The sequence below is a fragment of the Curtobacterium sp. MCSS17_006 genome (assembly GCF_003234215.1).
Taxonomy (GTDB): Bacteria; Actinomycetota; Actinomycetes; order Actinomycetales; family Microbacteriaceae; genus Curtobacterium; species Curtobacterium flaccumfaciens.
The window spans coordinates 264,614-288,176 of sequence record NZ_QKSO01000003.1 but is presented as its reverse complement, the minus strand read 5'-3'; the positions used below and the strand labels follow the sequence as shown (position 1 = coordinate 288,176).

21 protein-coding genes are annotated in these 23,563 nt (G+C 71.3%); 13 read left to right on the top strand and 8 right to left on the bottom strand.

The window, feature by feature from the left end; translation table 11 throughout:
- Window positions 1–8 precede the first annotated feature (8 nt).
- Genes DEJ21_RS05180 through DEJ21_RS05160 form a run of 5 tightly spaced genes read right to left on the bottom strand, consistent with a single transcriptional unit; the run spans window position 9 to window position 5,070 of the window.
- Window positions 9–1,103 carry a Gfo/Idh/MocA family protein gene (locus DEJ21_RS05180; RefSeq protein WP_111223938.1) on the bottom strand — a complete coding sequence of 365 codons (1,095 nt, stop codon included), beginning with the start codon at window positions 1,101–1,103 and terminating at the stop codon, window positions 9–11.
- Window positions 1,104–1,108: 5 nt separating this feature from the next.
- On the bottom strand, window positions 1,109–1,954 hold the full coding sequence (locus DEJ21_RS05175; protein WP_111223907.1) for a ThuA domain-containing protein: 846 nt from the start codon (window positions 1,952–1,954) through the stop codon (window positions 1,109–1,111).
- A gap of 32 nt (window positions 1,955–1,986) precedes the next feature.
- Window positions 1,987–2,874 carry a carbohydrate ABC transporter permease gene (locus DEJ21_RS05170; protein ID WP_084740987.1) on the bottom strand — a complete coding sequence of 296 codons (888 nt, stop codon included), beginning with the start codon at window positions 2,872–2,874 and terminating at the stop codon, window positions 1,987–1,989.
- On the bottom strand, window positions 2,867–3,832 hold the full coding sequence (locus DEJ21_RS05165; RefSeq protein WP_111039975.1) for a carbohydrate ABC transporter permease: 966 nt from the start codon (window positions 3,830–3,832) through the stop codon (window positions 2,867–2,869). Before DEJ21_RS05165 ends, DEJ21_RS05170 begins: the two co-directional genes overlap by 8 nt.
- A gap of 2 nt (window positions 3,833–3,834) precedes the next feature.
- The gene (locus DEJ21_RS05160; RefSeq protein WP_111223906.1) at window positions 3,835–5,070 is read right to left on the bottom strand and encodes an ABC transporter substrate-binding protein; all 1,236 of its coding nucleotides are present in this window, start codon (window positions 5,068–5,070) and stop codon (window positions 3,835–3,837) included.
- 201 nt (window positions 5,071–5,271) lie between these two features.
- Between DEJ21_RS05160 and DEJ21_RS05155 the strand changes: the two genes are divergently transcribed.
- From DEJ21_RS05155 to DEJ21_RS05120, 8 genes are all read left to right on the top strand, one after another.
- Window positions 5,272–6,288 carry a LacI family DNA-binding transcriptional regulator gene (locus DEJ21_RS05155; RefSeq protein ID WP_258374881.1) on the top strand — a complete coding sequence of 339 codons (1,017 nt, stop codon included), beginning with the start codon at window positions 5,272–5,274 and terminating at the stop codon, window positions 6,286–6,288.
- A gap of 228 nt (window positions 6,289–6,516) precedes the next feature.
- Window positions 6,517–7,836, top strand: coding sequence for an ABC transporter substrate-binding protein (locus DEJ21_RS05150; protein ID WP_111223905.1), 1,320 nt, complete (start codon window positions 6,517–6,519; stop codon window positions 7,834–7,836).
- Window positions 7,833–8,801, top strand: coding sequence for a carbohydrate ABC transporter permease (locus DEJ21_RS05145; protein WP_175330840.1), 969 nt, complete (start codon window positions 7,833–7,835; stop codon window positions 8,799–8,801). The genes DEJ21_RS05150 and DEJ21_RS05145 overlap by 4 nt, the downstream gene beginning before the upstream one ends.
- Complete coding sequence (locus DEJ21_RS05140) at window positions 8,801–9,649, top strand: carbohydrate ABC transporter permease (protein WP_027464448.1); 849 nt, start codon at window positions 8,801–8,803, stop codon at window positions 9,647–9,649. The genes DEJ21_RS05145 and DEJ21_RS05140 overlap by 1 nt, the downstream gene beginning before the upstream one ends.
- Window positions 9,650–9,770: 121 nt before the next feature.
- Window positions 9,771–10,463, top strand: a complete 693-nt coding sequence (locus tag DEJ21_RS05135) for an acyl-CoA dehydrogenase (protein ID WP_111223904.1) — start codon at window positions 9,771–9,773, stop codon at window positions 10,461–10,463.
- An 8-nt stretch (window positions 10,464–10,471) separates the two neighbouring features.
- Window positions 10,472–11,029, top strand: coding sequence for a signal peptidase I (locus DEJ21_RS05130; RefSeq protein WP_181435784.1), 558 nt, complete (start codon window positions 10,472–10,474; stop codon window positions 11,027–11,029).
- A complete protein-coding gene (locus tag DEJ21_RS18125) occupies window positions 11,026–11,781 on the top strand; it encodes a hypothetical protein (protein ID WP_111223902.1) in 756 nt (251 codons plus the stop codon). The genes DEJ21_RS05130 and DEJ21_RS18125 overlap by 4 nt, the downstream gene beginning before the upstream one ends.
- The gene (locus DEJ21_RS05120) at window positions 11,778–13,640 is read left to right on the top strand and encodes a choice-of-anchor G family protein (RefSeq protein ID WP_111223901.1); all 1,863 of its coding nucleotides are present in this window, start codon (window positions 11,778–11,780) and stop codon (window positions 13,638–13,640) included. Before DEJ21_RS18125 ends, DEJ21_RS05120 begins: the two co-directional genes overlap by 4 nt.
- A 67-nt stretch (window positions 13,641–13,707) precedes the next feature.
- Here the strand turns inward: DEJ21_RS05120 and DEJ21_RS05115 are convergent, their stop codons facing one another.
- Window positions 13,708–14,154, bottom strand: coding sequence for a MarR family winged helix-turn-helix transcriptional regulator (locus DEJ21_RS05115; protein ID WP_111029629.1), 447 nt, complete (start codon window positions 14,152–14,154; stop codon window positions 13,708–13,710).
- A gap of 121 nt (window positions 14,155–14,275) precedes the next feature.
- On the opposite strand from DEJ21_RS05115, the gene DEJ21_RS05110 reads away from it, so the two are divergent.
- Entirely contained in the window at window positions 14,276–15,259 is a 984-nt protein-coding gene (locus DEJ21_RS05110) for a helix-turn-helix domain-containing protein (RefSeq protein WP_111223899.1), read from the top strand.
- Window positions 15,260–15,272: 13 nt separating this feature from the next.
- On the opposite strand, the gene DEJ21_RS05105 is transcribed toward DEJ21_RS05110, so the two are convergent.
- Window positions 15,273–16,316: a LacI family DNA-binding transcriptional regulator gene (locus DEJ21_RS05105; RefSeq protein WP_181435783.1), complete on the bottom strand. Its 1,044-nt coding sequence runs from the start codon at window positions 16,314–16,316 to the stop codon at window positions 15,273–15,275.
- 146 nt (window positions 16,317–16,462) lie between these two features.
- Here DEJ21_RS05105 and DEJ21_RS05100 point away from each other — a divergent pair, with 146 nt between their 5' ends.
- The 4 genes from DEJ21_RS05100 to DEJ21_RS05085 are packed head-to-tail and all read left to right on the top strand — an operon-like array spanning window position 16,463 to window position 22,189.
- On the top strand, window positions 16,463–17,758 hold the full coding sequence (locus DEJ21_RS05100; RefSeq protein ID WP_071405208.1) for an ABC transporter substrate-binding protein: 1,296 nt from the start codon (window positions 16,463–16,465) through the stop codon (window positions 17,756–17,758).
- A gap of 2 nt (window positions 17,759–17,760) precedes the next feature.
- Window positions 17,761–18,783 carry a carbohydrate ABC transporter permease gene (locus DEJ21_RS05095; protein WP_027464452.1) on the top strand — a complete coding sequence of 341 codons (1,023 nt, stop codon included), beginning with the start codon at window positions 17,761–17,763 and terminating at the stop codon, window positions 18,781–18,783.
- Window positions 18,783–19,664 carry a carbohydrate ABC transporter permease gene (locus DEJ21_RS05090; RefSeq protein ID WP_017886791.1) on the top strand — a complete coding sequence of 294 codons (882 nt, stop codon included), beginning with the start codon at window positions 18,783–18,785 and terminating at the stop codon, window positions 19,662–19,664. Before DEJ21_RS05095 ends, DEJ21_RS05090 begins: the two co-directional genes overlap by 1 nt.
- Window positions 19,661–22,189, top strand: coding sequence for a glycoside hydrolase family 3 N-terminal domain-containing protein (locus DEJ21_RS05085; RefSeq protein WP_220036555.1), 2,529 nt, complete (start codon window positions 19,661–19,663; stop codon window positions 22,187–22,189). The genes DEJ21_RS05090 and DEJ21_RS05085 overlap by 4 nt, the downstream gene beginning before the upstream one ends.
- Before the next feature lie 40 nt (window positions 22,190–22,229).
- On the opposite strand, the gene DEJ21_RS05080 is transcribed toward DEJ21_RS05085, so the two are convergent.
- Window positions 22,230–23,519, bottom strand: coding sequence for an MFS transporter (locus DEJ21_RS05080; RefSeq protein ID WP_111223898.1), 1,290 nt, complete (start codon window positions 23,517–23,519; stop codon window positions 22,230–22,232).
- Window positions 23,520–23,563: the final 44 nt, after the last annotated feature.

Genomic DNA, 23,563 nt, shown 5'->3' with positions numbered 1-23,563 from the left:
GTCGCGTCTCAGGACGCGGGCAGCCGCTCGCGCAGGGCGCCGCGGACCGACTCCCACCCGGCCAGGCGGTCGCGGATCGCGTCGTCCTGCTCGGCGGCCAGGGCGTCCCGGTGCGCCTGTTCGAGCACCTCGTCGATGACGACCCGGCGGCCGCTGCGGGCCGAGGTGATGGCTGCGTCGACCATCGTGAGGCTCATCACGTTGCCGTGCACCTCGCCGTCCGGCACCTCGCCGGAGCGGACCGCCCGGACGAAGGACGCCAGCGACCCGGCGATCTCGTGCCCGACCGACGGCGCAGCGGCAGGGGAGCCGGGGGTGCCGTCGAGGTCGCTCGACGGGTCGTGGTCGCCGTCCCAGAGCGCCGTGCCGGCCGCTCCGGAGGCACGCCAGTCGCCGTTCCACGAGGTCTCGGCACCCGGCGCGCACCACGAGCCGTCGTAGACGTAGCGGACGTCGTCCTCGAACGTGAAGACGGCTGCGGCCGCCGCGTCGCCCCGGTACCAGGACCACGACGGGTTCCACGACTCGCAGTACACCGACACCGGGTCGCGTTCGAGCACGTACCGGGCGGAGTCGAAGGCGTGGATGGCCATGTCGAGCAGCAGGACGTCGTCCATCTCCTCGCGGAACCCGCCGAAGTGCGGCGCCTTCGCGAACCGGGTGCTCAGCCCGCCCACGGCACCGAGGTCGCGGACGTGCTGCCGGAACGCGACGAGCTGGTCGTTGTAGCGGCGGGACTGCGACACCATGAACAGCTTGCCGGTGGCCTCGGCGGCGGCGGCGAGTGACAGCGCCTCGGCGACGGTCTGCGCGGCGGGCTTCTCGCCGAGCACGGGGAGCCCGGCCCGGAGCGCCTGCAGCGTGACCGGGTGGTGCGCGACCGGCACGGTGATGTCGAGGACGGCCTCGGCGCCGGTCTCGGCGGCCAGCACGGTCAGGTCCGTGCCGACCGGGATCGACGGGTCGCCGGCGTGCTCGGCCCCGGCACGGGCGGCGTCGAGGTCGAGGTCGACGATGCCGACCAGCTCGACCTCGGGGTCGGCGGTGACGGTGGCGAGCCAGGCCCGCCCCATCCCGCCGGCACCGACCTGCAGGACGCGCAGGGGGCTCACGCCTGGGCCCCGTCGCGCTCGGCCACGGGCTCGGCCCCGTCGCGCTCGGCCGCCGGCTCGACGGTCTCGGGCTCGGCGTCGTCGAACGGGCCGCGGTAGTGCTGCCCGTCGAAGTACTCGCCCAGGTCGTAGCGGCGGAGCGTCGGGATCTCGCGCTCGCGCTCGGGCTGCGCCCACTCGGCGCCGTTCGCGATCACGCGGCGGACGTCCGGGTGGTGATAGACGGGGAAGTCCTGGTCACCGGGGGAGAAGTAGAAGATCTTCCCGAGGCCGCGGCGGTACGTCATGCCGCTCCGGAACACCTCGCCGCCGGTGAAGCCCGAGATGAACACGAGCTCGTCGGGGGTCGGGACGTCGAAGTACTCGCCGTACATCTCCTGCTCGGGGATGACGATCGGGTTCGGCACCCCGCGGGTGATCGGGTGCTGCGGGTTGACGGTCCAGACGAGTTCCTGGTCGTGCTCGCTGCGCCAGCGGAGGGTGCAGGTGGTGCCCATCAGCTTGCCGAAGATCTTCGACCAGTGACCGGAGTGCAGGACGAGCAGCCCCATGCCGGAGAGCACGTGCTTGTGCACCCGGTCGACCACGGCGTCGTCGACGTCCTGGTGTGCGGCGTGCCCCCACCAGGTGAGGACGTCGGTGTTCGCGAGGACCTCGTCGGTGAGGCCGTGCTCGGGCTCCTGCATGGTGGCGGTCCGGACGACGGCCTCGGGCAGGTGCTCGCGGATGCCGTCCGCGATCGCGCCGTGCATGCCGTCGGGGTACCGCTCGGCGACGTGCTGCTCGACCTGTTCGTGGACGTTCTCGCCCCAGACGGTGATGCGGAGCGGGGTGGTGGTCATGGTGTGTGCCTTTCGGGGGTGGTGGGACCCGGTCACTTGACTGCGCCGCCGGTGGCCCCGGCGGCGATGAACTTCTGCGCCACGAGCAGCAGCACGATGGCGGGGATCGAGGCCATCACCGCGGCGGCCATGACGGTCGACCAGTCGGCGGTGAAGGTGCCGATGTAGTTGTAGATGCCGAGGGTGATCGGCCGGACGTCCTCGGTGGTGGTGAGGGTCAGGGCGAACAGGAAGTCGCTCCAGGTGAACAGGAACGTGAACAGCCCGGCGGTGATCAGGGCGTTGGCACTGATCGGCACGACGACCGAGCGGAAGGCCCGGAAATTGCCGGCACCGTCGACCTTGGCGGCCTCGATGATCGACGGCGGGATGTTCTGCATGAACGCCCGCATGATCAGGATCGCGAAGGGCACGCCCGCGGTGCTGTCGGCCAGGATCAGCCCCGGCACGGTGTTGAGCAGCCCGAGGTCGTTGTACGCGGCGTACAGGGCGTTCGCGACGACGATGCCCGGGATCATCTGCGAGATGAGGATGCCGAACAGCACCGCGTTGATGCCCTTGACCTTGAACTGGGCGAGCGCGTACGACGCCGGCGTCGCGATGAGCAGGCTGACGACGACGCTGCCCAGGGCGATCACCAGGCTCGTGACCAGGGCGCCGCCCTGGTCGGCGATGGCCTGCGCGTAGCCGCCGAGCTGGGCGTTGATCGGGAACCAGGCGGCCTCGATCGCGGAGCCGGCCGGCTGCAGCGAGATGTTGATCATCCAGTAGACGGGGAACAGCATCACGGCGAGGATCAGGATCCCGACGCCGGACAGCACCCACTGCTTCGCGCTCGTGGGACGGACGGGCCGCCGGGCACCGCGGGTGACCACCGCGCGGGTCCGGAGGGCGTCGGTGGTGGACGCTGCGTCAGTCATCGACGGCCTTCCTGTTGAGGCGGAGGTACACGATCGCGAACAGGGCGGAGATCACGATGAGGATGTTGCTCAGCGCGGCGCCCTGCCCGAAGTCGAACTGCTTGAACGACAGGTCGTAGGACTGGGTCGCGATGGTCTGGGTGGCGTTCGCCGGCCCGCCGTTCGTCAACCCGAGGATGATGTCGAGCACCTTGATCGTGTAGACGACGCCGAGCACGAGCGTGACGCTCACGACGGGTCGCAGCATCGGCCAGGTGATCGCCCAGAAGGCCTTCCACCCGGTCGCGCCGTCGAGTGCCGCTGCCTCGTACAGCTCGGTGGGGATGTCCTGCAGACCGCCGTACAGGATCGTGGTGTTGAACGGGATCCCGATCCAGATGTTCACCGCGATGACGGTGATGAGCGCCACGGCGGGACTCGTCAGCCACGGGACCGACGGGACGCCGAAGGTGCCGAGGAACTGGTTGACGACGCCCGAGTCCTGGTCGAGCATCCACTTCCAGACCGCGCTCGAGACGATGAGCGGCAGCAGCCAGGGCAGCAGGAGCAGCGAGCGCAGGAGGCCGGACAGCGGGAAGTTCCGTCGGAAGAACAGGGCGAGCAGCAGGCCGAGGACGAACTGGCCGACGATCGACCCGATCGTGAACAGCGCCGTGTTGAGCATCGCCGTGCCGAACAGCTGGGACGACACGACCGAGGCGTAGTTCGCCAGGCCGACCCACGGTGCCTCGCCCGTGTAGAACGTCGACGTCGTGTACGCCTGGAAGCTCATGACGATGTTCTTGACCACCGGGTAGCCGAAGAACAGCAGCAGGAACAGGACGGCCGGCAGCAGGAACAGCAGCTGCGCGATCCGTTCGAAGCGCAGCGAGCGGCCCGGGCGGGGCCGCCGGGACGGAGCGGGCGCTCCGTCTCCGGCGGCCCGCCGTGGGGCGACGGGGGTCGCGGTGCTCGTCATGCTCAGTTGCTCGACTGCGCGTTCTGCAGGGCGTCGGCCGGGGAGTCCTGCCCGGTCAGCGCCGACTGCACAGCCGTGTAGATCTTCGTCGCGGCCTTGGGCCAGTCGGCACCGAGCTCGCCGGTGCGGGCACGGGCGTCGGCGACGAGGTCGACGAACACCTGCTCCTCGGGGACGTCCTTGCCGAACTGCTGCGCGACGTCGGTCTTCGAGGGGATCGTGTACCGCAGCTTCGCCATCGCGAGCTGGTTCGCGTCGCTGTTCATGCAGTCGACGATCTTCGCCGCGACGGCCTGCTTCGCCTTGTCACCGGTGTTCGGGACGGTCCAGACCTCGCCACCGAGCGGGGCCACGGCCTTGTCGCTGGCGGACTGCACGGGGATCTGAGCGATCCCGTAGTCGACCTTCGACTCCTTCAGCCCGGGGATCTGCCACGGGCCGTTGATCATCATCGCGGCCTTGCCGGCCATGAACTGGTCGTTCACGTCGGCCTGGGTCCAGTTCACGACGCTCTTCGACATCGAGCCGTCGTCGACCAGGCCCTTCCAGAGCGACAGGGCCTCTTCGGTCTCCGGGGTCGCGATGTCCTTCTCGTCGCCGCCGTTCGACCACATGAACGGCAGGAACTGCCAGGTGCCCTCGTAGGTGGCGTTGGCGTCGACGGCGAACCCGTACTGGTCGCCCTTGGTCAGCTTCGCCGCGGCGGACTGCAGCTCGTCCCACGTCTTCGGCGGGGTGACACCGGCCTCGGACAGCACCTTCTTGTTGTAGAAGAGCGCGATGGTGTTGACGGTGGGGGCGAGGCCGTAGACCTTGTCCTCGTAGGTCCCGGCCTGCAGCACGCCCTTGGCGTAGCCGTCGGTCGAGATGTCGTAGTCGGACAGCGGCGACAGCGCACCGGTCTCGGCGATCTGCTGCAGATCCGGGTTGTCGAGCATCAGGACGTCCGGCAGGGTCTTCGACGACGCCTGCTGCAGGACCTTCTGGATGAGCGACGAGCCGGGCACCAGGCTGCGCTTGATGGTGACGTCGTTCTCGGCCCCGCACTTGTCGAGGTACTCGCCGATGACCTTCTTGTCGTTGCCCTGGTTGTAGTAGTCGAGCACGGTGATGGAGTCCACCCTGCCGCCGGAGCTCGCGGACGAGCCGCCGGAACAGCCGGCGAGGACGAGGGGGACGGTCGCCAGCATGGCGACCGCGCTGAGGACCGGGGCGATCCTGCGGTGTCGAGGCTTCATTGCTTCGCTCTTCTCTGGATGGTTGCCGGACACGAGTCGAACGTGTCGCTCGTGGATCGGGGACGACCGGACCAGAACCGCTCCGTCGCGTCCCGAGTGGGGTCGAAGCTAGCATCGAAGCGGTTAGATGGTAAAGCGCTTAGACGAACTTTTTCGGGCACCGCCCCCGCTACAGTGAGCGCAACAGGGTGAGGGAGCGGCATGGCGACGATGCAGCAGGTCGCCGACCGGGCGGGCGTCTCGATCGCGACGGTGTCCTTCGTCGTGAACGGCAACAAGCGCGTGTCCGCGGACACCCGGGCCCGGGTCACGGCGGCGATGCGCGAGCTCGGCTACCGGAACAACGTGGTCGCCCGAGCGCTGGCGTCGCGCCGCACCCGGATCCTCGCGCTCGTGTTCCCGGTGCTCGAGCACCGGCTCGGTCAGACCGCGCTGCAGTTCTTCACGAGTGCCGCGAGCCGCGCCTCCGAGCTCGGGTACCACCTGGTGCTCTGGCCGGCGGTGACGACGGCGGACGACGTGCAGGAGCTCATCTCGGGCGGTCTCGCCGACGGGGTCGTGGTGATGGAGGTCACGATGCACGACCCCCGGATCGCCCGTCTGACCGAGCTCGAGGTCCCGTTCGTCGCGATCGGTCGCACCGCCGACCCCTCGGGCATCTCGTACGTCGACATCGACTTCGAGCGCACCGTCGAGGACGCCCTGGACCACCTCACCGGGCTCGGGCACCGGCGGATCGGCCTCGTGGTCGAGGACCTCGACGGCACCACAATGGCCGACTACGGCCCGAAGGTCCGCTCCGAGGCGGCGTTCCACGCCGGCATCGAGCGCCGGGGCCTCACGGGCACCGTGGTCGCCGCCGGCGCCTCGGCCGAGGGCGGTCGTCGTGCGGCGGCGGAACTGCTGGCGCGGGACCCCGACGTCACGGCCGCGATCATCATGAAGGACGACTCGAACTTCGGGCTCGTCAGCGGGTTGCAGGCCGGCGGGCGCCGGGTCCCCGAGGACGTCTCGGTCATCGCGATCGTGTCCTCCGACGGCGCCGGTGCCGCGACCGAACCGGTGCTCACGACGCTGAACGCCCCCGGCCCGGCGCTCGGCCGTCTGGCGGTCGAGTCGCTGGTCGACCGCCTCGAGGGCGGCAGCACCGGGCGCACGCACACGCTCATCCCGTGCGCCCTGCACCTGGCCGAGTCGACGGCCCCCGCCCCGGCCTGACCCCTGCCGGCCTGGAGGCGCGGGGCGGCCCCGCCACGCGCCTCCAGGCCGCCGTCGGCCCCGTTTTCGGGCTGCGCGACAGTCCACGGATCCCCGAGCGCGTGAGGTGTCGTCCACCCCGAAAGGTGCGCGGCGCGACCGCGCCGCCGGCACCCCTGGCGGACAGCCCAGGCTCCGCCTGGTTGTGTGGATGCACAGGTTCGCAGCACCACACGTCGAGGAGGACGGATGGCAATCGACCGGAGGACGTTCATGCTCGGGGGAGCGGGGGTGCTGCTGCTCGCCGGCTGCTCCACCCGACCCGAGCGCACGCGGGTCGAGGACTGGCCCACCGAACCGCCCGAGGGCGAGGCGACGATCAGCTGGTGGGCCGGCCAGGTCGCCTCGAAGGACGGCGGTGACCTGCGGCGAAGGCTCATCGCGGAGTTCCAGAAGGAGCACCCGAACATCCGCGTCCGGATCGTCAGTGCCCCGAGCGACACCGACACGAACCGCACCAGCCTGACGACCCAGATCGCGGCCGGCAGCAGCACGCCGGACGTCTACCTCGGTGACGTCGCCTGGCCCGGGCAGTTCGCGAAGAACAAGCTCGCGACCCCCGTGAACCAGCTCGTCGGCGAGGACTTCTTCGACCAGTTCCCCGAGGGGCTCCGGCTCGCGGCGAGTGTCGACGGCACGTACTACATGTTCCCGCTCTACATCGACGAGTCGTTCTTCCTGTACCGGAAGGACCTGCTCGCGAAGCACTCCCTGCAGGTGCCGGGGTCGTGGGAGGAAGTGCGCGAGACCGCCGCGAAGCTCGTGGACACCGGCGACGTGTCGTACGGGTTCGCGTTCCAGGGCGACGTGTACGAGGGGCTGACCTGCAACGTCACCGAGTTCGTCGCGGACGCGGGCGGGTCGTTGCTCAACGACGACCTGACCAAGCCCGAGACGACGAGCTCCGAGACGAAGCGCGCCTTCGAGTTCATGCGCTCGCTGATCACCGAGGGAGCGTCGCCACGGGCCACCCTGACGTACCAGGAGCAGGACACCAACGACGCCTTCTCCGGCGGCCGCGCGGCGTTCCTCCGCAACTGGTCGTACGCGTGGGGGATCGCGAACGGCCCGGACAGCCAGGTCGCCGGCAAGGTGGGGCTCGCCGCCCGGCCGACGTTCGACGGCATGGACGAGCACCACTCGACGATCGGCGGGTGGGGGAACTACATCAACCCGCACACCCAGGAACCCGCGGCGGCACTGACCTTCGCGCGCTGGATGTCGAGCGAGACCGCGCAGCAGTTCCTGACCCGCGAGGGCGGGGTCCTGCCGGCGCGGAGCGCCTCGCTCGTCAGCGAGGACGCGAAGCGCCAGGAGCGTCCCACCTACGACACGGCGGCGGGCATCACGCTCGTGCCCCGTCCGACCTCGACGGCCTACTACCCGAAGGTCTCGCAGGGCGTCTACCAGAACGGCAACAGCATCCTCGGCGGGCAGGCTTCCGTCGACGGCGGCACCAGCGCGATGGCCTCCGCCATCTCGCTCGCACTGCAGGGAGCAGCGCTGTGAGCGCCGGCACCGCGACACGTCCGGCACGGCCTGGAGGCACGGGTCGCGTCGATCCGCCGCCCCGGCCTTCGGGGCGGTCACGTCTCGACCGCATCCGCTCGCGGGGCGCGTGGGGCTTCGCGGCACCGGCGCTCCTGGTGGTCGCGGCGGTGACGATCTTCCCGGTCGTGTACTCGGTGGTCCTGAGCTTCGCGGACGTCGAGGTCGGCTACGAGGGCTTCACGATCCAGTCGTTCGGGTTCGACAACTACGCGGCCCTGCTGCAGAGCGCCGACTGGTACCGGGCGCTGGGCTTCACCGTGCTCTACACGGTGGTGACGGTGTCGGTCGAGCTCGTGCTCGGCATGCTCGTCGCACTGGTGCTCGAGCGGCTCGGGGCCACCCGCGGCTGGATGCTCGCGCTCATGCTCATCCCGTGGTCGCTCGTGACCATCGTCAACGCGCAGCTGTGGAAGTACATCTACGACAGCACCTACGGCGTCGCGACGTGGTTCTTCGGGTTGTTCGGGGACGCTCCGGTGATCCTCGGTGAACCGGTGCCCGCGATCACGGGGCTGATGGTCGCGGACATCTGGAAGACGACGCCGTTCGTCGCGATCATCCTGCTCGCCGGGCTCGTGCAGATCTCGGAGGACCACTACGAGGCCGCCGAGCTCGACGGTGCGAGCACCTGGCAGACGTTCTGGCGCGTGGTGCTGCCGCAGCTCACCCCGACCCTGACGATCGCGGTGCTGTTCCGCATCCTGCAGGCGTTCGGCGTCTTCGACCTGCCGTTCGTGCTGACGAACGGCGGACCGGGCACCGCCACCCAGTCGCTCGCGATCATGGGCTACAAGGTGCTCTTCCAGGACATCAACATCGGACCGGGCGCGGCGATCGCGACCTCCACCGCGGTCATCGTCGCGGCCGGGTGTCTGCTGTTCCTCCGGGCGTTCCGGAACCAGGCGAAGGGAGGGGACGACTGATGCCCCGTCAACGTGTGCGCAAGGGCTGGCGCAAGTGGGTCAACACCGTCAACGTCAGCGGTGTCGTCATCGCGGTGCTCACCGCGCTGCCGCTCTACTGGCTCGTCACGACGTCGCTCAAGCCGGCGTCCGAGATCGGGCAGTCGCCGCCCACCGTCTGGCCGCAGTCGTTCACCTTCGACAACTTCGTGGTGGCCTTCCGCGACAACGCGCTCGGCCAGTACATGGTGAACAGCGTCATCGTGTCGGTGTCGACCACGGTGATCGTGCTCGCGCTGGCGTTCCTCGCCGGGTACGCCCTGGCCGGCCGGTTCATCCGGGGACGGACGGCGATCATGACCTCGCTGCTCATGCTGTCGGTGTTCCCGGCGATCGCGGTGCTGACGCCGCTGTACCTGCTCGAGCGCAACCTGGGGCTGCTCAACTCGTACCCGGGCCTGATCGTGCCGTACGTGGCGTTCAACCTGCCGTTCGCCATCTGGATCATGCGGAACTACCTGCAGGGGATCCCGTCGACGATCGAGGAGGCGTCCGAGATCGACGGCGCCGGGGCCTGGCGGACCGTGCTGTCGGTGATCCTGCCGATGGCGAAGCCGGGCCTGTTCACGGTCGGCGTCTTCACCTTCACGGCGTCGTGGAGCGAGTTCCTGATGGCACTGACCTTCAACAGCGAGAACTCGTTCCGGACGATCCCGGTCGGCATCGCGCTCTTCGGGACGCAGTTCACGGTGCCGTTCGCGCAGATCTTCGCCGCGAGTGTGGCGGCGACGGTGCCGATCGTCATCCTGGTGCTGGTGTTCCGCCGCTCGATCGTGTCCGGACTGACCTCCGGCGCAGTCAAGGGGTGACCACGTGTTGATTCCGCACGGGTAGTCCACGAAGATCGAGCTGACGCCGACGACGACGGCCGGGCCCAACCGCCCCGGCCGTCGTCACAACCGACCGGCGTCCGGATCAGGAGACACGTCAATGGCCGACACAACAGCACATCCGCGCGCCCGCCGACGGAACCGCGCACTCGCCCTCGCCGCCGGAGGGGTCCTCGTCGTCGGAGGCGCCGGCTACACCCTCGCATCGTGGACGGACACCGAGTGGGTGTTCGGTGGCAACGGTTCGGGAGGACCGGGTGTCGGGACCTCGGGGTTCGAGGTCGAGCAGAACGTGACGGCGCCGTTCACCGCCGCGGGCTTCACGTCGAACGAGACGGCCCCTGGCCAGGCGCTCCGGTTCACCGTCGAGGCGCTCGCGCTCTCGCCGGGCACCGCGACCTACGCCGGCGTCGCGCTCCGCACCGCCACGGACTCGATCGGGGGTGACGTCGCCCTCCGCGCTGCGGTGCCGGCGTCGACCGTCGCGGTGTCGGACGCCGACGACACCCTGTGGAACGCCCTGCACGTCCGGGTCGCCACGACGACGAGCACCAGCGATGCGTGCGACGCGGACGCCTTCCGTGACCCGTCCACCGTGATCGCGGACGGGCCGCTCGCCACGACGGCCGCCTCTGCCGCGCAGCCGCTCGGGGCCGCTGCCGCGACGACGCAGGTCTACTGCTTCGAGGTGTCGTTGCCGGAGGCGCCGACGCTGCCAGCGGGGACGCCGATCGACGCGCTCCAGGGCCGGACTGCGGCCCCCGCGTGGCAGTTCGCCGCCGAGTCCGACTGACGCGGCCCGTGCTCGCCGCAACCGTGCCGCAGCCGTCCTCCGAGGACGCCGCGGCGCCCGGCCGTGCCGTCGGTCGCGCCCGTTCCGTCGTCCTGGTGATCGCGGGGACGGTCGGCGCCGCCTGCCTGCTCGCCTGGGTGGCGTTCGTCCTGACGGGACTCTCGCTCGTCGTCGTCACCACCGGGTCGATGGCTCCGACGATCCCCGCGGGCGGACTCGCCGTCACGCACGACGTCGCCGCCGCCGACCTGCACGTCGGCGACGTCGTCACCGTGCCACGACCGGGTTCGAGCCTGCCCGTCACGCACCGCGTGGTGGACGTCGCCCCGGTGCCCGGGGACACGACCGCCCGGTCGCTGACCCTGCGCGGCGACGACAACGCCACCGAGGACCGCGACCCGTACGTGGTGCGTGATGCCGGGCTCGTCGTCGCGCACGCGGCTCGGCTCGGCTCGGTCCTGGTAGCGGTGTCGAGTCCGCCCGCCCGCGGCCTCGCGGTCGCCGTGGTCGGAGTGCTCGTCGTCTGGGCGTTCTGGCCGGAGCGACCACGACGGGAGGCCTCGTGACCCGGGCGCTCGCGGTGCTCGCCGCCGCCGGCGCCGTGCTCGTCGGAGCGGCCGGCGTCGGCGCGACGGCGGTCGCGGTCGCGGCGACGGACTGGAGGCCCGTGGCAGAGACCGGCACACCGGGTCGCCTGGTGCTCGGCACCGGTCCGGCCCCGCTCACCCTGCCGCACCCGACGCGCGGCGACGACGTCACCTGGCAGGTCCGGACCCGGGTCACGGAGCCCGCCCCGGTCACGCTCGATCTGCACCTGAACGGTGCGCGAGCGGCGGCGCCGGGTGCGCCGTCCGCGCTGGTCGACCCCGCCGAGGGCGTCGTCGTCACGGTGTCGACGTGCGATCGTGCCTGGGCCGATCCGACGGGGCACCCCGACTGCACCGGGCAGGGCGCTCCGGTCGTCGGACCGGTGCGGGTGTCGGACTGGGTCGGCGTGCGTTCGGTCCGGATCCCGGATCCGGGTCGCGACGGCACCGTGTACCTACTCGTCCGGTTGTCCCTCGCCGACCCGTCCGCCGCGCCGCCGCCAGCCGCCGCCGTCGGCCTCGGGATCACCGCGCGGGGTGGCACGTCCGGTGGACCGGTGGGCTCGGACCCGCACGGCGCCCCCGACGCTGGCGGCGCCCCGACCGTCCTCGCGCTGACGGGTGGCGGCTTCGCCGGGCCGGTGCTGGTCGCGCTCGCCGCGGTCCTCTCCGGGGTGGCGCTCCGACTGCGCACGCGGACACCGCCGGCTCGACGCCGAGGCCGACCGTGAGGGGGCGTCGTGCGGCACACCTCCGTCGTCGGGCAGCGGTCGTCACCACGGGCATCGTCGTCGTCGCCGCGCTGGTGGTCCCCGTCGCCGTCCCGAGCACCGCGTCGTGGATCGACCGTGAGTGGGCGCACGGGGCGCTCGGGACGTCGTCGTTCGACTGTGGCACCGACCGGGACTACACCGCGGCGGCGTCGAGCAGGTTCCTCAGCGGGACCCTCGCCGGCACCGACCTCGACGAGGTGGCCGAGGTCAGCGGGGTCACGGTCGCGAAGCGCGGAACCGACTCCGCGACGGTGGACCCGGTGACCGCCCCGGAGCTCGACACCGACGGCCCGTACACCCAGGGCTTCGGCAACCCACTCGACGTGGGGCTGCTCGGTGACGTCGCCGGCATCGATCTGACCGGTCTCGGGGTCGGTCTGCCCGGAGGCTCTGCGGGAGCCGTCAACCAGGTTGCGACCGTTGCCGGTACCGGCGAGGCGGTCGCGGCCTCCGGGCTCGTCGCGGACTCGGGAGGCGTCCTCGTCACCGACAGCACGGCGTCGGGCGACCTGCCCGACCCGGCGTCACTGACGATCAGCCAGGCACTCCCGGGTGTCGAGGACGTCACCGACGTGGGACTCGATGTCGGGGCGGTCGGCGCGAGCGCGCAGCTGGCCGGGTGCGACACGATCGAGCAGGACCTGTGGGGCGGCGTGGTGCAGCGGACGCTCGCAGGCAACCTGCGCGCCGCCGTGCAGGACCTCGCCGACGACACGGAGGGCATCGGCCTCGAGCGCGACTACGGCATCGCGAGCCTCGACCTGACGGTGGACAGCCCGCTCGTCGGTGCCCTCGTCACCGCGGTCGACGACACCGTCACCGAACTCGACTCGGCCGTCGACACGCTCAGCGGGCGGGACGGTGCGCTCGCGCAGACGATCAACCGGGGTGTGCTCGGCGTGCTCGGCGGACTGACCGGCAGCCTGGGACTCGGCACGATGGGCGGGACGGTCGAGATCACCGGACCCGACCTCGCCGGGGCCGTCGCGCCGCTGCTCGCCGAACCCGTGCAGGACCCCGGTGGCACGCTGGCGCTCGACCTGTCCGCCGGGACGGTGCGGGTCGACCTCGCGCACCTGCTCGGCGACGACGTGAACGGACTGAACGACCTGCCGCCGAACCACGAGATCGTGCTCGACGCGGAAACGCTCGGTGCGCTCGCCGACCGCCTCGGCGGGGTGGTCGACGCCTGGGCGGCGAAGGTCACCGCTGCGCTCACGACCGCGCTGGGGTCGCTCCACGTGCGCATCGCGCTGACTGCCGACCTCAGTGCGCCGCTCGTCCTCGGCGCCCGTGTCAAGATCGCCACGCTGTCGGTGGGCTTCGACAGCGGCGTCGCCGCGCTCACGTCCGGTCAGACGAAGCTGACCGTCGGGGTGGCGCTCCTCGGGCTCGATCTCGGCGGGTTGCTGGGCGTCGTGACCGGGCTCGCGACCTCGCTCGTGAACCCGTTGACGCAGGCGGTGGTCGGCACGCTCGCGACGCAGCTCTTCGGCCTGGTGGGTGCCCTGGGGACGACCCTCACCACCACGATCGGTGGTCCGGTCGTCCGTGCTCTGGGGGCGGTCCTCGCTCGTCTGCCCGGGGTGCTCTCGCTGCGCGTGAACGTGCAGGAGGACCGCCCGCAGGCCGATGCGCCACCGGGTCGCGCGAGCACCGGAACGTACACGCAGACGGCGCTCCGCCTGACCCTCGCCGAGGCCCTGGCGCCGGGCGGGCTCGCACGCGTGGACCTGGCGAGCGCGACGGTCGGCCCGGTCTCCGTGCCGCTCGGCGACCGTCGGGGCACGGTCGTGGCAGGAACCGCAGATAGGTAGAGAACTTACCTAGCTGCGCATGCTGGACATTCGTCCGAGCGCCGTCCTGACCGCCCGTACCCTGCCGTCAGGGGCTCGGTGCGCCGAGATCGACGGCTGCGACGATGCGGTCGATGATCCGCACGAACCTGGCCCGCTCCCGTTCCGAGAAGGAGGCCATCAGGTCGTGCAGGTGCTTGTTCGTGCCGTCCATCGCGCGCGCGTAGTCGCGGCGGGCAGCATCGGTCAGCTCGATGTACCGGCTGCGGCCGTCGTCGGGGTTCGGGACACGGCTGAGGTGTCCGCTGTGCTCGAGGCGGTCCACCATGCCGGTGACCGCCGGGCCGGTGAGCCCCAGGTGCTTCGACAGGTCCTTCACACGCACCGTCCGACCCGCCTCCTCGGCGCGCGAGACGAACTGCAGCAGCGTCAGGTCGCCGCCGGAGACGCCGAGCTCGTCGCGCAGTCGACCGCGCAGTTCGGAGACCGCGGCCTCGAGCCGGGTCAGCGCCGCGTTCAGGTCGACATCGCTCACGACAATGCCCCCTTCGCACGGGTCTCGTCCGGGTCACGATACGCCGCAGTCACCGCACCAGCGTATCCACATAACGCGGAGCGTGGAACGGTGCGGGTGACGGCATCGGGAGCGAGGCGTCGTGGCTGACCCCGTCCCGACTCCACAGTCCGCTGCACCCGCCGGGGAACCGGTGCGTTTCGAGGTCTCCGGCGGGGACCCCGACGCGGCCGAGCGCGACCTCGCCGCCGTCCACGGCGCCGATCGGTGGTCCGTCCGGCGCATCGACGAGGACTTCTCGTACCGGTACACGGCCGTCGGCGACTCCGACGTGAGCATCCGGCGCTCGCAGCTCCGCGGTGCCGTGCGCGGCTCGGTCCCCGTGGGCGCCGACTACGTGGTGACGTGGATCACCAGCGGGACCGCGCACCTGGACTCCGGGCGCGTCCGGATGGAGCTGCGCCGGGACGTCCCCGTGCTCCTGCCGCCCGAGGACGACTTCGTGTTCACGGCCGAGGACCACGACCAGCGGCTGGTGCACTTCGGACGCGAGTACGTGCACCGCGTCGCGTTCGAACACCTGGAGGTCGAAGCGGCACCACTGCGGTTCGACCCGACCCGCATGCCGGAACCGGAGACCGCCGAGCGCTGGCAGGGGGCGCTCGTGGCGCTGTCCCGGGCCCTCCGCGCCGAGGGGCCCGACTCCGACGCGTGGCACGCGGCCAAGCGGTCGGCGGCCACCGCGTTCCTGGACACCTTCCCGCCGCAGGCCGACGACCTGCCCGCGGTGCTCGGCCTGCCCCGGAACGCCCGGCTGCGGGCAGCGGTGGAGTACATCCACGCCCACGCTGCCGAGCCGGTCACGGTCCAGGAGCTGTCCGAGGTCGCCGGTCTGAGCGTGCGGTCGGTGCAGGAGTCGTTCCGCCGGGTCTTCGACGTGTCGCCGCTGACGTACCTGCGCGAGGTCCGGCTCGACCGGGTGCGCGGCGAACTGCTCGAGCTCGACCCGCAGGCCGGGGTCGTCGGCGACGTCGCCCGACGATGGGGGTTCGCCCACCTCGGCCGGTTCTCGGCGGCCTACGCGGCCCGGTTCGGCGAGTACCCGAAGCAGACCCTGCGCCGCTGACGGCGGCGGGTGCTCAGCGGCCGGGCTTCGGCCTCGGCGCGGGGCCCGTGCTCGCCCGGACCCGCAGGGTCGTGGGGAGCCGGACGTGGTCCGTGGTCGGTTCGCCACGGAGCATCGTCAGGAGCATCTGCACGGCGTGCGACCCGAGCTCGGCGAGCGGCTGCGACACCGTGGTGAGCGGCGGGGTCGTGGTGGACGCCTGCGGCACGTCGTCGAAGCCCACGACGGACAGGTCCTGGGGGACGCGGAGCCCGACCTCGGCCGCGGCGCGGAGCACACCGATCGCCGACGAGTCGTTCGCGGCGAACACCGCGGTGGGGCGGTCGGCGAGGGTCAGGAGCTCGTGGGCGACGGCTGCGGACTGGTCCTCCTGGTAGCCGCCGTCACGCAGCAGACACTCGTCGACCGTGATGCCCGCGGCGGTCAGGGCCGAGCGGTACCCGGCGGCGCGCAGCTGGGCGGAGGCCAGGTCGGCGCGTCCCTGCAGGTGCGCGATGCGGGTGTGTCCGAGTGCGAGCAGGTGTTCGACGGCCTGTACCGCGCCGGCCTCGTTGTCGGCGTCGACCGTGGCGTGCCCCTCCGGCCCGGTGTGCGGGTCGATCGCCACGACGGGGATCGACGAGCTCGACAGTGCCGTGGTCGGGGTGACGACGATCGCGCCGTCGATCAGGGTGCCGGACAGGCGGGACAGCGACCGGCGCTCCCACCCGGGTCGGTCGGCGCCGGTCATCAGGCCGGCGTAGGCGAGGAGCTCGTAGCCGGTGCCGGTGGCCGCCCGCGAGATGCCGCGGAGCAGCTCGGTGGAGAACGGCTCGAACTCGGGCACCAGGATGCCGACGACCCCGGTCCGCGAACTCCGCAGGCTCCGGGCGACCAGCGAGGTCTCGTACCCCAGGTCGTCGACCACCTGCTGCACGCGGAGCATCGTGGCGGGTGCGACCCCGTCCCGCTGGTTGATCACCTTGGACACCGTCGGGATCGAGACCCCGGCCACCCGCGCCACGTCGCCGATCGTCACCCGGCCGGCACCGGGACGCGCGCCGAGTGCCGAGTCCATGTGCACACCGTACCGCTGCGGCACCATGCGAACGATAAAGAAAACGTTATCGATATCGATTGACATGGGCCAGGAGCAGCAGGCATGCTCTCCGCAGCGGCAGTCGATGTCGCGCATGTCAACGACGACACTTCAGGAGTTCCACGATGACGAGGAAGATCCGTGCCGCGGCAGCCATCGCGCTGATCGGGGCCACAGCACTGGTGGCCAGTGGGTGCTCGGCGGGCAGCGATGCCTCCGAGGACGGCGGGAAGGTCACGATGACCTTCTGGCACAACTCGACCACCGGACCGGGCAAGGCCTACTGGGCCTCGACGGTCAAGGCGTTCGAGGAGAAGTACCCGAACGTCACCATCAAGACCCAGGCGATCCAGAACGAGGACCTGGACGGCAAGCTCCAGACCGCCCTCAACTCCGGCGACGCCCCCGACGTGTTCCTGCAGCGCGGCGGCGGCAAGATGGACGCGATGATCGCTGCCGGGCAGCTCATGGACATCTCCGACTCCATCAGCGCCGACGCGAAGAAGTCCATCAGCGCGGGCACGTTCGCCGGGTACGAGAAGGACGGCAAGACCTACGCCATGCCGGGCGCGGTGCTCCCCGAGGGCATCTGGTACTCGAAGGACCTGTTCAAGGAAGCCGGCATCGAGGGCACGCCCACGACCATGGACGAGCTGAACGACGCGATCACGAAGCTCAAGGCCAAGGACATCGACCCGGTCGCCGTCGGCGCGAAGGACGCCTGGCCGGCCGCCCACTGGTACTACAACTTCGCGCTCCGCGAGTGCAGCCAGAAGACCCTCGAGGACACGGCGAAGTCGCTGAAGTTCGACAACGCCTGCTGGACGAAGGCCGGCGAGCAGCTCGAGGACTTCAACGCCACCAAGCCCTTCAACAACGGCTTCCTGACCACCGCAGCACAGCAGGGCGCCGGCAGCTCCGCCGGTCTCCTCGCCAACCACAAGGCGGCCATGGAGCTCATGGGCGCGTGGGACCCGGGCGTGATCGCGTCGCTGACGCCGGACGCCAAGCCGCTGCCCGACCTCGGCTGGTTCCCGTTCCCCGCGATCGACGGTGGCAAGGGTGACCCGAAGTCGATGATGGGTGGTGTCGACGGCAACTCCTGCTCGGCACAGGCCCCGAAGAAGGCGTGCACCGACTTCCTGAACTTCATCGTGCAGAAGGACAACCAGGAGGCCTACTACAAGGCCTTCAACGCCATCCCGGTCAACAAGGAGGCCCAGTCGGTCGTCGACTCGGACTACCTGAAGTCGGCCCTGGCCGCCTACCAGGAGGCGCCGTTCGTCTCGCAGTACCTCGACACCCTGTACGGCCAGAACGTCGGCAACGCGCTGAACACCAGCGTCGTCGACCTGCTCGCCGACAAGGGCAGCGCGAAGGACATCGTCGAGACCACCAACCAGGCTGCGGCCAAGGGCTGAGCATGACCCTCGACACCTCGCTCGGTACGACTCCGACCACCGGGTCGGACACGGCCGCGGGGACGTCCCCGGCGGGGAGCGGTTCGCCGCTCCCCGCCGGTCGGCGGACCAAGCGCCGCATCGCGGACTGGCGGAAGCGCGTCGAGATCGCGGTCCTCGCCGGACCCGCGGTCATCGTCTTCGTCACGTTCGTGATCCTGCCCGTGGCGCTCGCCGCCTACTACGGGTTCTTCAAGTGGCAGGGCTACGGCCCGCCCACCGACTTCGTCGGACTGCAGAACTACCTGATCATCTTCCAGGACAAGGCGTTCCACGCGGTCCTGATGCACAACGGCTTCATCGTAGTGCTCTCCCTGGTGCTGCAGGGGCCGATCGCGATCGTGCTCGCGCTGCTGCTCAACCAGAAGATGCACGGCCGCGGGCTCGTCCGCGTGCTCGTCTTCGTGCCGTACGTCATCTCCGAGGTGATCGTCGGCACCGGGTGGAGCCTGATGCTCCAGTCGAACGGCGCCGTGAACGACCTGTTCCAGAGCATCGGCCTGGGCGGACTCCGTGCGGACTGGCTGTCGAACCCCGACATCGCCATCTGGACGCTGCTCGTGATCATCTCGTGGAAGTACATCGGCTTCGCGGTGATCCTGTTCCTCGCCGGCCTGCAGAGCATCCCCGAGGAACTGTTCGAGGCCGCCGCCATCGACGGCGCCGGCTACTGGCAGATCCAGCGGCGCATCACGCTGCCGCTGCTCGGTCCGACCATCCGCATCTGGGCGTTCCTGTCGATCATCGGCTCGCTGCAGCTGTTCGACCTCGTCTACATCATCTGGGGGCAGTACATCGCGTCGACCGCGGGCACCTCGACGATGGCGACGTACATGGTCGCCAACGGCCGGACCTCGGGCAACTTCGGCTTCGGCAGCGCCGTCGCGGTCGTGATGTTCGTGATCTCGCTCGTGGTCGCCCTGATCTACCAGCGCTTCGTGCTCCGCCGCGACACCGCGGGTGCACTCACCGAGAGGAAGAACTGATGGCCACCACGAGCATCGTCGCCCCCGGGCGCCGGGCCGTGCGGGAGCGCCGGTCCAGTGCCGCGATCGGACGCGCGAACCCGCTGACCTACGTCGTCGCGATCCTGTTCGTCGCCGCCAACCTGGCACCCGTGCTCTACATCGTGCTGGGCGGCTTCCGGACCAACTCGCAGATCACCACGAGCCCCGCCGGGCTGCCGGCACCGTTCGAGTTCGGCAACTACGGGTCCGTGCTGTCCAGCGGTATCTTCTGGCAGCAGCTCGGCAACTCCACGATCAGCGCCGTCACGACCACCCTCGGGGTCGTCGTGCTCGGGCTGATGGTGAGCTTCGTGCTCGCCCGCTACCGGTTCGCCGGCCGCGGGGCGCTCTACGCCCTGTTCGCCGCGGGTCTGATGTTCCCGATCACCGTCGCGATCACCCCGCTGTACCTGCTCGTCAAGGACCTCGGTCTGACGAACAGCCTGGCCGGCGTGATCCTGCCGCAGATCGCGTTCGCGCTGCCGACCACCGTCATCATCCTGGTGCCGTTCCTGCGGGCGATCCCCGACGAGCTCGAGGAGGCCGCGTCGATCGACGGAGCGAGCCGTCTCGGGTTCTTCTTCCGGATGGTCGTGCCGCTGTCGCTGCCCGGCGTCGTCACGGTCGGCATCCTGGCGTTCATCGCCAGCTGGAACAGCTACATCCTGCCGCTGTTCATCCTGAACAACGAGGCCGCGTACACGCTGCCGCTCGGGGTCCAGTCCTTCTCGTCGCAGTACTCCGTCGACACCGCCAAGGTGCTCGCGTTCACCTCGATGTCGATGATCCCGGCGCTCGTGTTCTTCACGATCTTCCAGCGTCGCATCGTCGGCGGCCTGACCGGGGCGGTGAAGGGGTGACCGCGACCGACGCGACGCGGACCGCCGGACGCGACCCGCGCCTCCAGGCCGACAGCACGACGGACGCGACGACCGCGACGGACGCGCCCGCGACGACCGCGACCGCGACCGCCGCCGGACCCCGCGCCGACGCCCTGCTCGCCGTGATGACCCTCGACGAGAAGGTCGCGCAGCTCGTCGGGTACTGGCTCGACCAGAACGGCGTCGTCGCCCCCATGCAGGGCGAGATGGCGGCCGTGCAGCAGGGCAGCACCCTGGCGGACATCACCCGCGACGGCATCGGGCAGTTCACCCGCGTCTACGGCACCCGCCCCGTCGAACCCGACGAGCGTGCTGCCTGGCTCTGGGCCGAACAGCGCCGCCTGCAGCGCGAGACCCGGCTCGGGATCCCGGCGCTCGTCCACGAGGAGTGCCTGACCGGGCTCGCCGCGTGGAAGGCCGCGACGTTCCCGACCCCGCTGGCGTGGGGCGCGTCGTTCGACCCGGAGCTCGTCGAGCAGGTCGGCGCCGCGATCGGTGCGTCCATGCGCCAGCTCGGCGTCCACCAGGGGCTCGCACCGGTGCTCGACGTGATCCGCGACCCGCGTTGGGGGCGGGTCGACGAGTGCATCGCCGAGGACCCGTACCTGGTCGGCACGGTCGGCACCGCGTACGTGCGCGGGCTGCAGTCGGCCGGGGTCGACGCGACCCTGAAGCACTTCCTCGGGTACTCGGCGTCGCAGGCGGGGCGGAACCACGCCCCCGTGCACGCCGGGGCCCGCGAGGTCGCCGACGTCTACCTGCCGCCGTTCGAGATGGCGCTGCGCGACGGCCGCGCCCGGAGCGTGATGAACTCGTACGCCGAGATCGACGGCGTGCCCGTCGCGGCGAACGGCGAGCTGCTCACCGACCTGCTCCGCGACCGGCTCGGCTTCGACGGCACCGTCGTCGCGGACTACTTCTCGGTGGCGTTCCTCGAGGTCATGCACGGCATCGCCGCCGACCGTGGCGAGGCCGCGGCGCTGGCGCTCGAGGCCGGCATCGACGTCGAGCTCCCGACCGGTGACGCGTACCTCGCGCCGCTCGTCGAGCGGGTCCGCAGCGGGCAGGTGGACGAGGCGCTCGTCGACCGCGCCGTGCTCCGGGTGCTGCGGCAGAAGGAGCGGCTCGGACTGCTCGAGCCGGACGCCTTCGCCGAGGACGCCCCCACCGGGATCGACCTGGACACCCCGCTGCACCAGGCGCTCGCACGCCAGCTGGCGGCGAAGTCGCTCGTGCTGCTGTCGAACGACAGCGGCAGCGCCACCGTCGTCAGCGGGACCGCCGACAGTGGGACCGCCGACGGCACCACCCCCGTCCTCCCGCTCGCACAGGGGGCTTCCGTCGCGGTCATCGGCCCGAACGCCGACCGAGCCGAGGCCCTGCAGGGCTGCTACTCGTTCGCCAACCACGTGCTCGCCTCGCACCCCGACCTGCCGCTCGGCTTCGCGATCCCGACCGTCCGCGAAGCCGTCGCCCGGGCCCTCGGCCCGGCGGCGGTCCGCTTCGCCGCGGGCTGCGCCGTCACGGGCGACGACCGGGCCGGCTTCGCCCACGCGGTCGCCGTGGCCTCCGCCTCGGACGTCGCGGTGGTCGTCGTCGGCGACCAGGCCGGACTCTTCGGCCGCGGCACGGTCGGCGAGGGCAACGACACCGAGTCGCTCGACCTGCCCGGCGTGCAGCGCGAGCTGGTCGAGGCCGTCGTCGCGACCGGCACCCCCACCGTGATGGTGCTGCTCACCGGCCGGCCGTACGCGATCGGCTGGGCGCTCGACGGCGACCAGCCGCGTCCGGCCGCGGTCGTGCAGGCGTTCTTCCCGGGCGAGGGCGGCGGGCTGGCGATCGCCGACCTGCTCACCGGCGCGGCCTCGCCCTCGGGCCGGCTGCCACTGTCCCTGCCCCGGTCCGCGGGTGCGCAGCCGTTCACGTACCTGCACCCCCGGCTCGGCGGTCCGTCCGACGTCACGGCCGCCGACTCGACGCCGGTGCGGCCGTTCGGCTTCGGCCTCGGCTACACCGACTTCGCGTACGAGGAGCTCGTCGTCGCCCCGGACGTCCGATCCGACGGCGTCTTCACCGCGTCGGTGACGGTCCGCAACACCGGGTCCCGTGACGGCGAGGACGTCGTGCAGCTCTACGGGCACGACGTGCACGGCAGCGTCACCAGGCCCGAGGTGCAGCTCCTCGGGTACGCGCGGGTCGCGCTCGCCGCGGGGGAGTCCGCGCGGGTCCGCTTCCGCGTCCCGGTGCAGCGCTTCGCGTTCACCGCCCGTCGGATGCGCAAGGTCGTCGAACCCGGCGACGTGCAGGTCTGGGTCGCGTCGCACGCGGCGGCGTCCCGGCCGGGAGGCCCGGTGGCAGCGGGTGGGATCGTCGCCTCGGGCGACGGGCCGGTCCGACACCCCGTCCCCGGCACCGCCACGGAGCGCGCCACCGTCGCGGTCACGGGCGCGGTGCACGAGGTCACCCCGGGCGACCCCCGCCTGGTGGAGTGGTCGCTCGTCTGACGGCAGTGCGGGGAGGCGTCGGCACCACCGATGCCTCCCCTCATCCCGTCCGTCGACCAGCCTCGGGGTCGGTGGCGAGTGCGGCCGGGTCGCGCAGACCACGGAGCGGTGAGGCGACGACCCAGACGACGGTGAGCAAGATCCCCGCGCACCCCAGGGCGAGGCCGATCCGCGTGCCGAGCAGCTCTCCGACCAGGCCGCCGAGCCCGGCCCCGATCGCGATGACGCCGTAGGACAGCCAGCGCATGGTGGCGTTGACGCGACCGAGCACCTGGTCCGGCGAACGCAGCTGCCGGAGCGTGAGTGCGACGATGCTCGACAGTGCGGTCCCCGCGCCGTTCACGGCGAACACCCCGATCAGGACGGTGACCGTGACCGGCGTCGACCACGATGGATCGATCACGGGGAGCACTGCGAGCGCGACGCACTCGGCCGTGGCGCAGGCGACCAGGACTGGCCCGGCACCGAACCGGCGGACACTCGACGGTGCCGCGGAGGCGCCGACCACGGCGCCGATCGCCCCGAGGCTGAAGACGAGGCCGAGCAGCCCCGCGTCCAGTCCGAGCTGCCGCACGGCGTGCACGGTGAAGAGCACCATCACCCACTGCGCGAAGAGGTTGTAGATCCCGGCGAAGCCGACCAGCGAGACCAGGTACCGGTCGCGACCGACGAACCGCAGGCCCTCGGCGAGGTCGCGCAGAGCACTCCGTCCGGTCGGGGTCGGGCGGGCCTCGGGCGCGCGGATGCCGAGCAGTGCCACGGCCGACACGACGTACGTCACGGCGTGGACCGCGAGGGCCCACGGCGCCGAGAGCACCTGGACGAGCAGGCCTCCGAGTCCTGGGCCACCGACCTCGGCCGCCGCCGCCGTCGCCTCCAGCCGCCCGTTCGCGCGTTCGAGCTGCCGGCGTCCGGCGACCGTCGGCAGGAACGACTGGTAGCTCACCTCGAACGCGACGGTGAAGGCGCCGAGCAGCCCGACCAGGACGACGAGCACCGGCAGGGTCAGCGCCCCGCTGAACGCCACCACCACGACGACCACGGTGAGGGCAGCCCGAGCGAGGTCGGACACGACGAGGACCGGTCGACGGCGACGACGGTCGACCAGGACCCCGAGGGGCAGCGCGAGCAGGAGGAACGGGAGCCACCGCGCCGCGTTCAGCACCCCGACCTCGCCGGCGGACGCGTGCAGGACGACGACGGCGAGCAACGGCACCGCCAGTTCGCTCACCTGCCCGCCGACGGCCGAGGCGCCCTGCGCCACCCAGAACCGCGTGAAGTCCGGGCCGAGGCCGGTCCGTGCTGCGCTAACGCGTGGAACGCTCGTCATGCATTAGACCCTGGCACAGGCGATGCACATGGCACAACGGTTGA

Excerpts from the sequence above, each read along its gene's own strand:
- DEJ21_RS05095 (WP_027464452.1), top strand. The coding sequence starts at position 17,761 with ATGACCCTCGACACCTCGCTCGGTACGACTCCGACCACCGGGTCGGAC.
- DEJ21_RS05140 (WP_027464448.1), top strand. The coding sequence starts at position 8,801 with ATGCCCCGTCAACGTGTGCGCAAGGGCTGGCGCAAGTGGGTCAACACC.
- DEJ21_RS05170 (WP_084740987.1), bottom strand. The coding sequence starts at position 2,874 with ATGACTGACGCAGCGTCCACCACCGACGCCCTCCGGACCCGCGCGGTG.
- DEJ21_RS05080 (WP_111223898.1), bottom strand. The coding sequence starts at position 23,519 with ATGACGAGCGTTCCACGCGTTAGCGCAGCACGGACCGGCCTCGGCCCG.
- DEJ21_RS05135 (WP_111223904.1), top strand. The coding sequence starts at position 9,771 with ATGGCCGACACAACAGCACATCCGCGCGCCCGCCGACGGAACCGCGCA.
- DEJ21_RS05160 (WP_111223906.1), bottom strand. The coding sequence starts at position 5,070 with ATGAAGCCTCGACACCGCAGGATCGCCCCGGTCCTCAGCGCGGTCGCC.
- DEJ21_RS05175 (WP_111223907.1), bottom strand. The coding sequence starts at position 1,954 with ATGACCACCACCCCGCTCCGCATCACCGTCTGGGGCGAGAACGTCCAC.
- DEJ21_RS05100 (WP_071405208.1), top strand. The coding sequence starts at position 16,463 with ATGACGAGGAAGATCCGTGCCGCGGCAGCCATCGCGCTGATCGGGGCC.
- DEJ21_RS05165 (WP_111039975.1), bottom strand. The coding sequence starts at position 3,832 with ATGACGAGCACCGCGACCCCCGTCGCCCCACGGCGGGCCGCCGGAGAC.
- DEJ21_RS05090 (WP_017886791.1), top strand. The coding sequence starts at position 18,783 with ATGGCCACCACGAGCATCGTCGCCCCCGGGCGCCGGGCCGTGCGGGAG.
- DEJ21_RS05155 (WP_258374881.1), top strand. The coding sequence starts at position 5,272 with ATGGCGACGATGCAGCAGGTCGCCGACCGGGCGGGCGTCTCGATCGCG.
- DEJ21_RS05150 (WP_111223905.1), top strand. The coding sequence starts at position 6,517 with ATGGCAATCGACCGGAGGACGTTCATGCTCGGGGGAGCGGGGGTGCTG.
- DEJ21_RS05105 (WP_181435783.1), bottom strand. The coding sequence starts at position 16,316 with ATGGACTCGGCACTCGGCGCGCGTCCCGGTGCCGGCCGGGTGACGATC.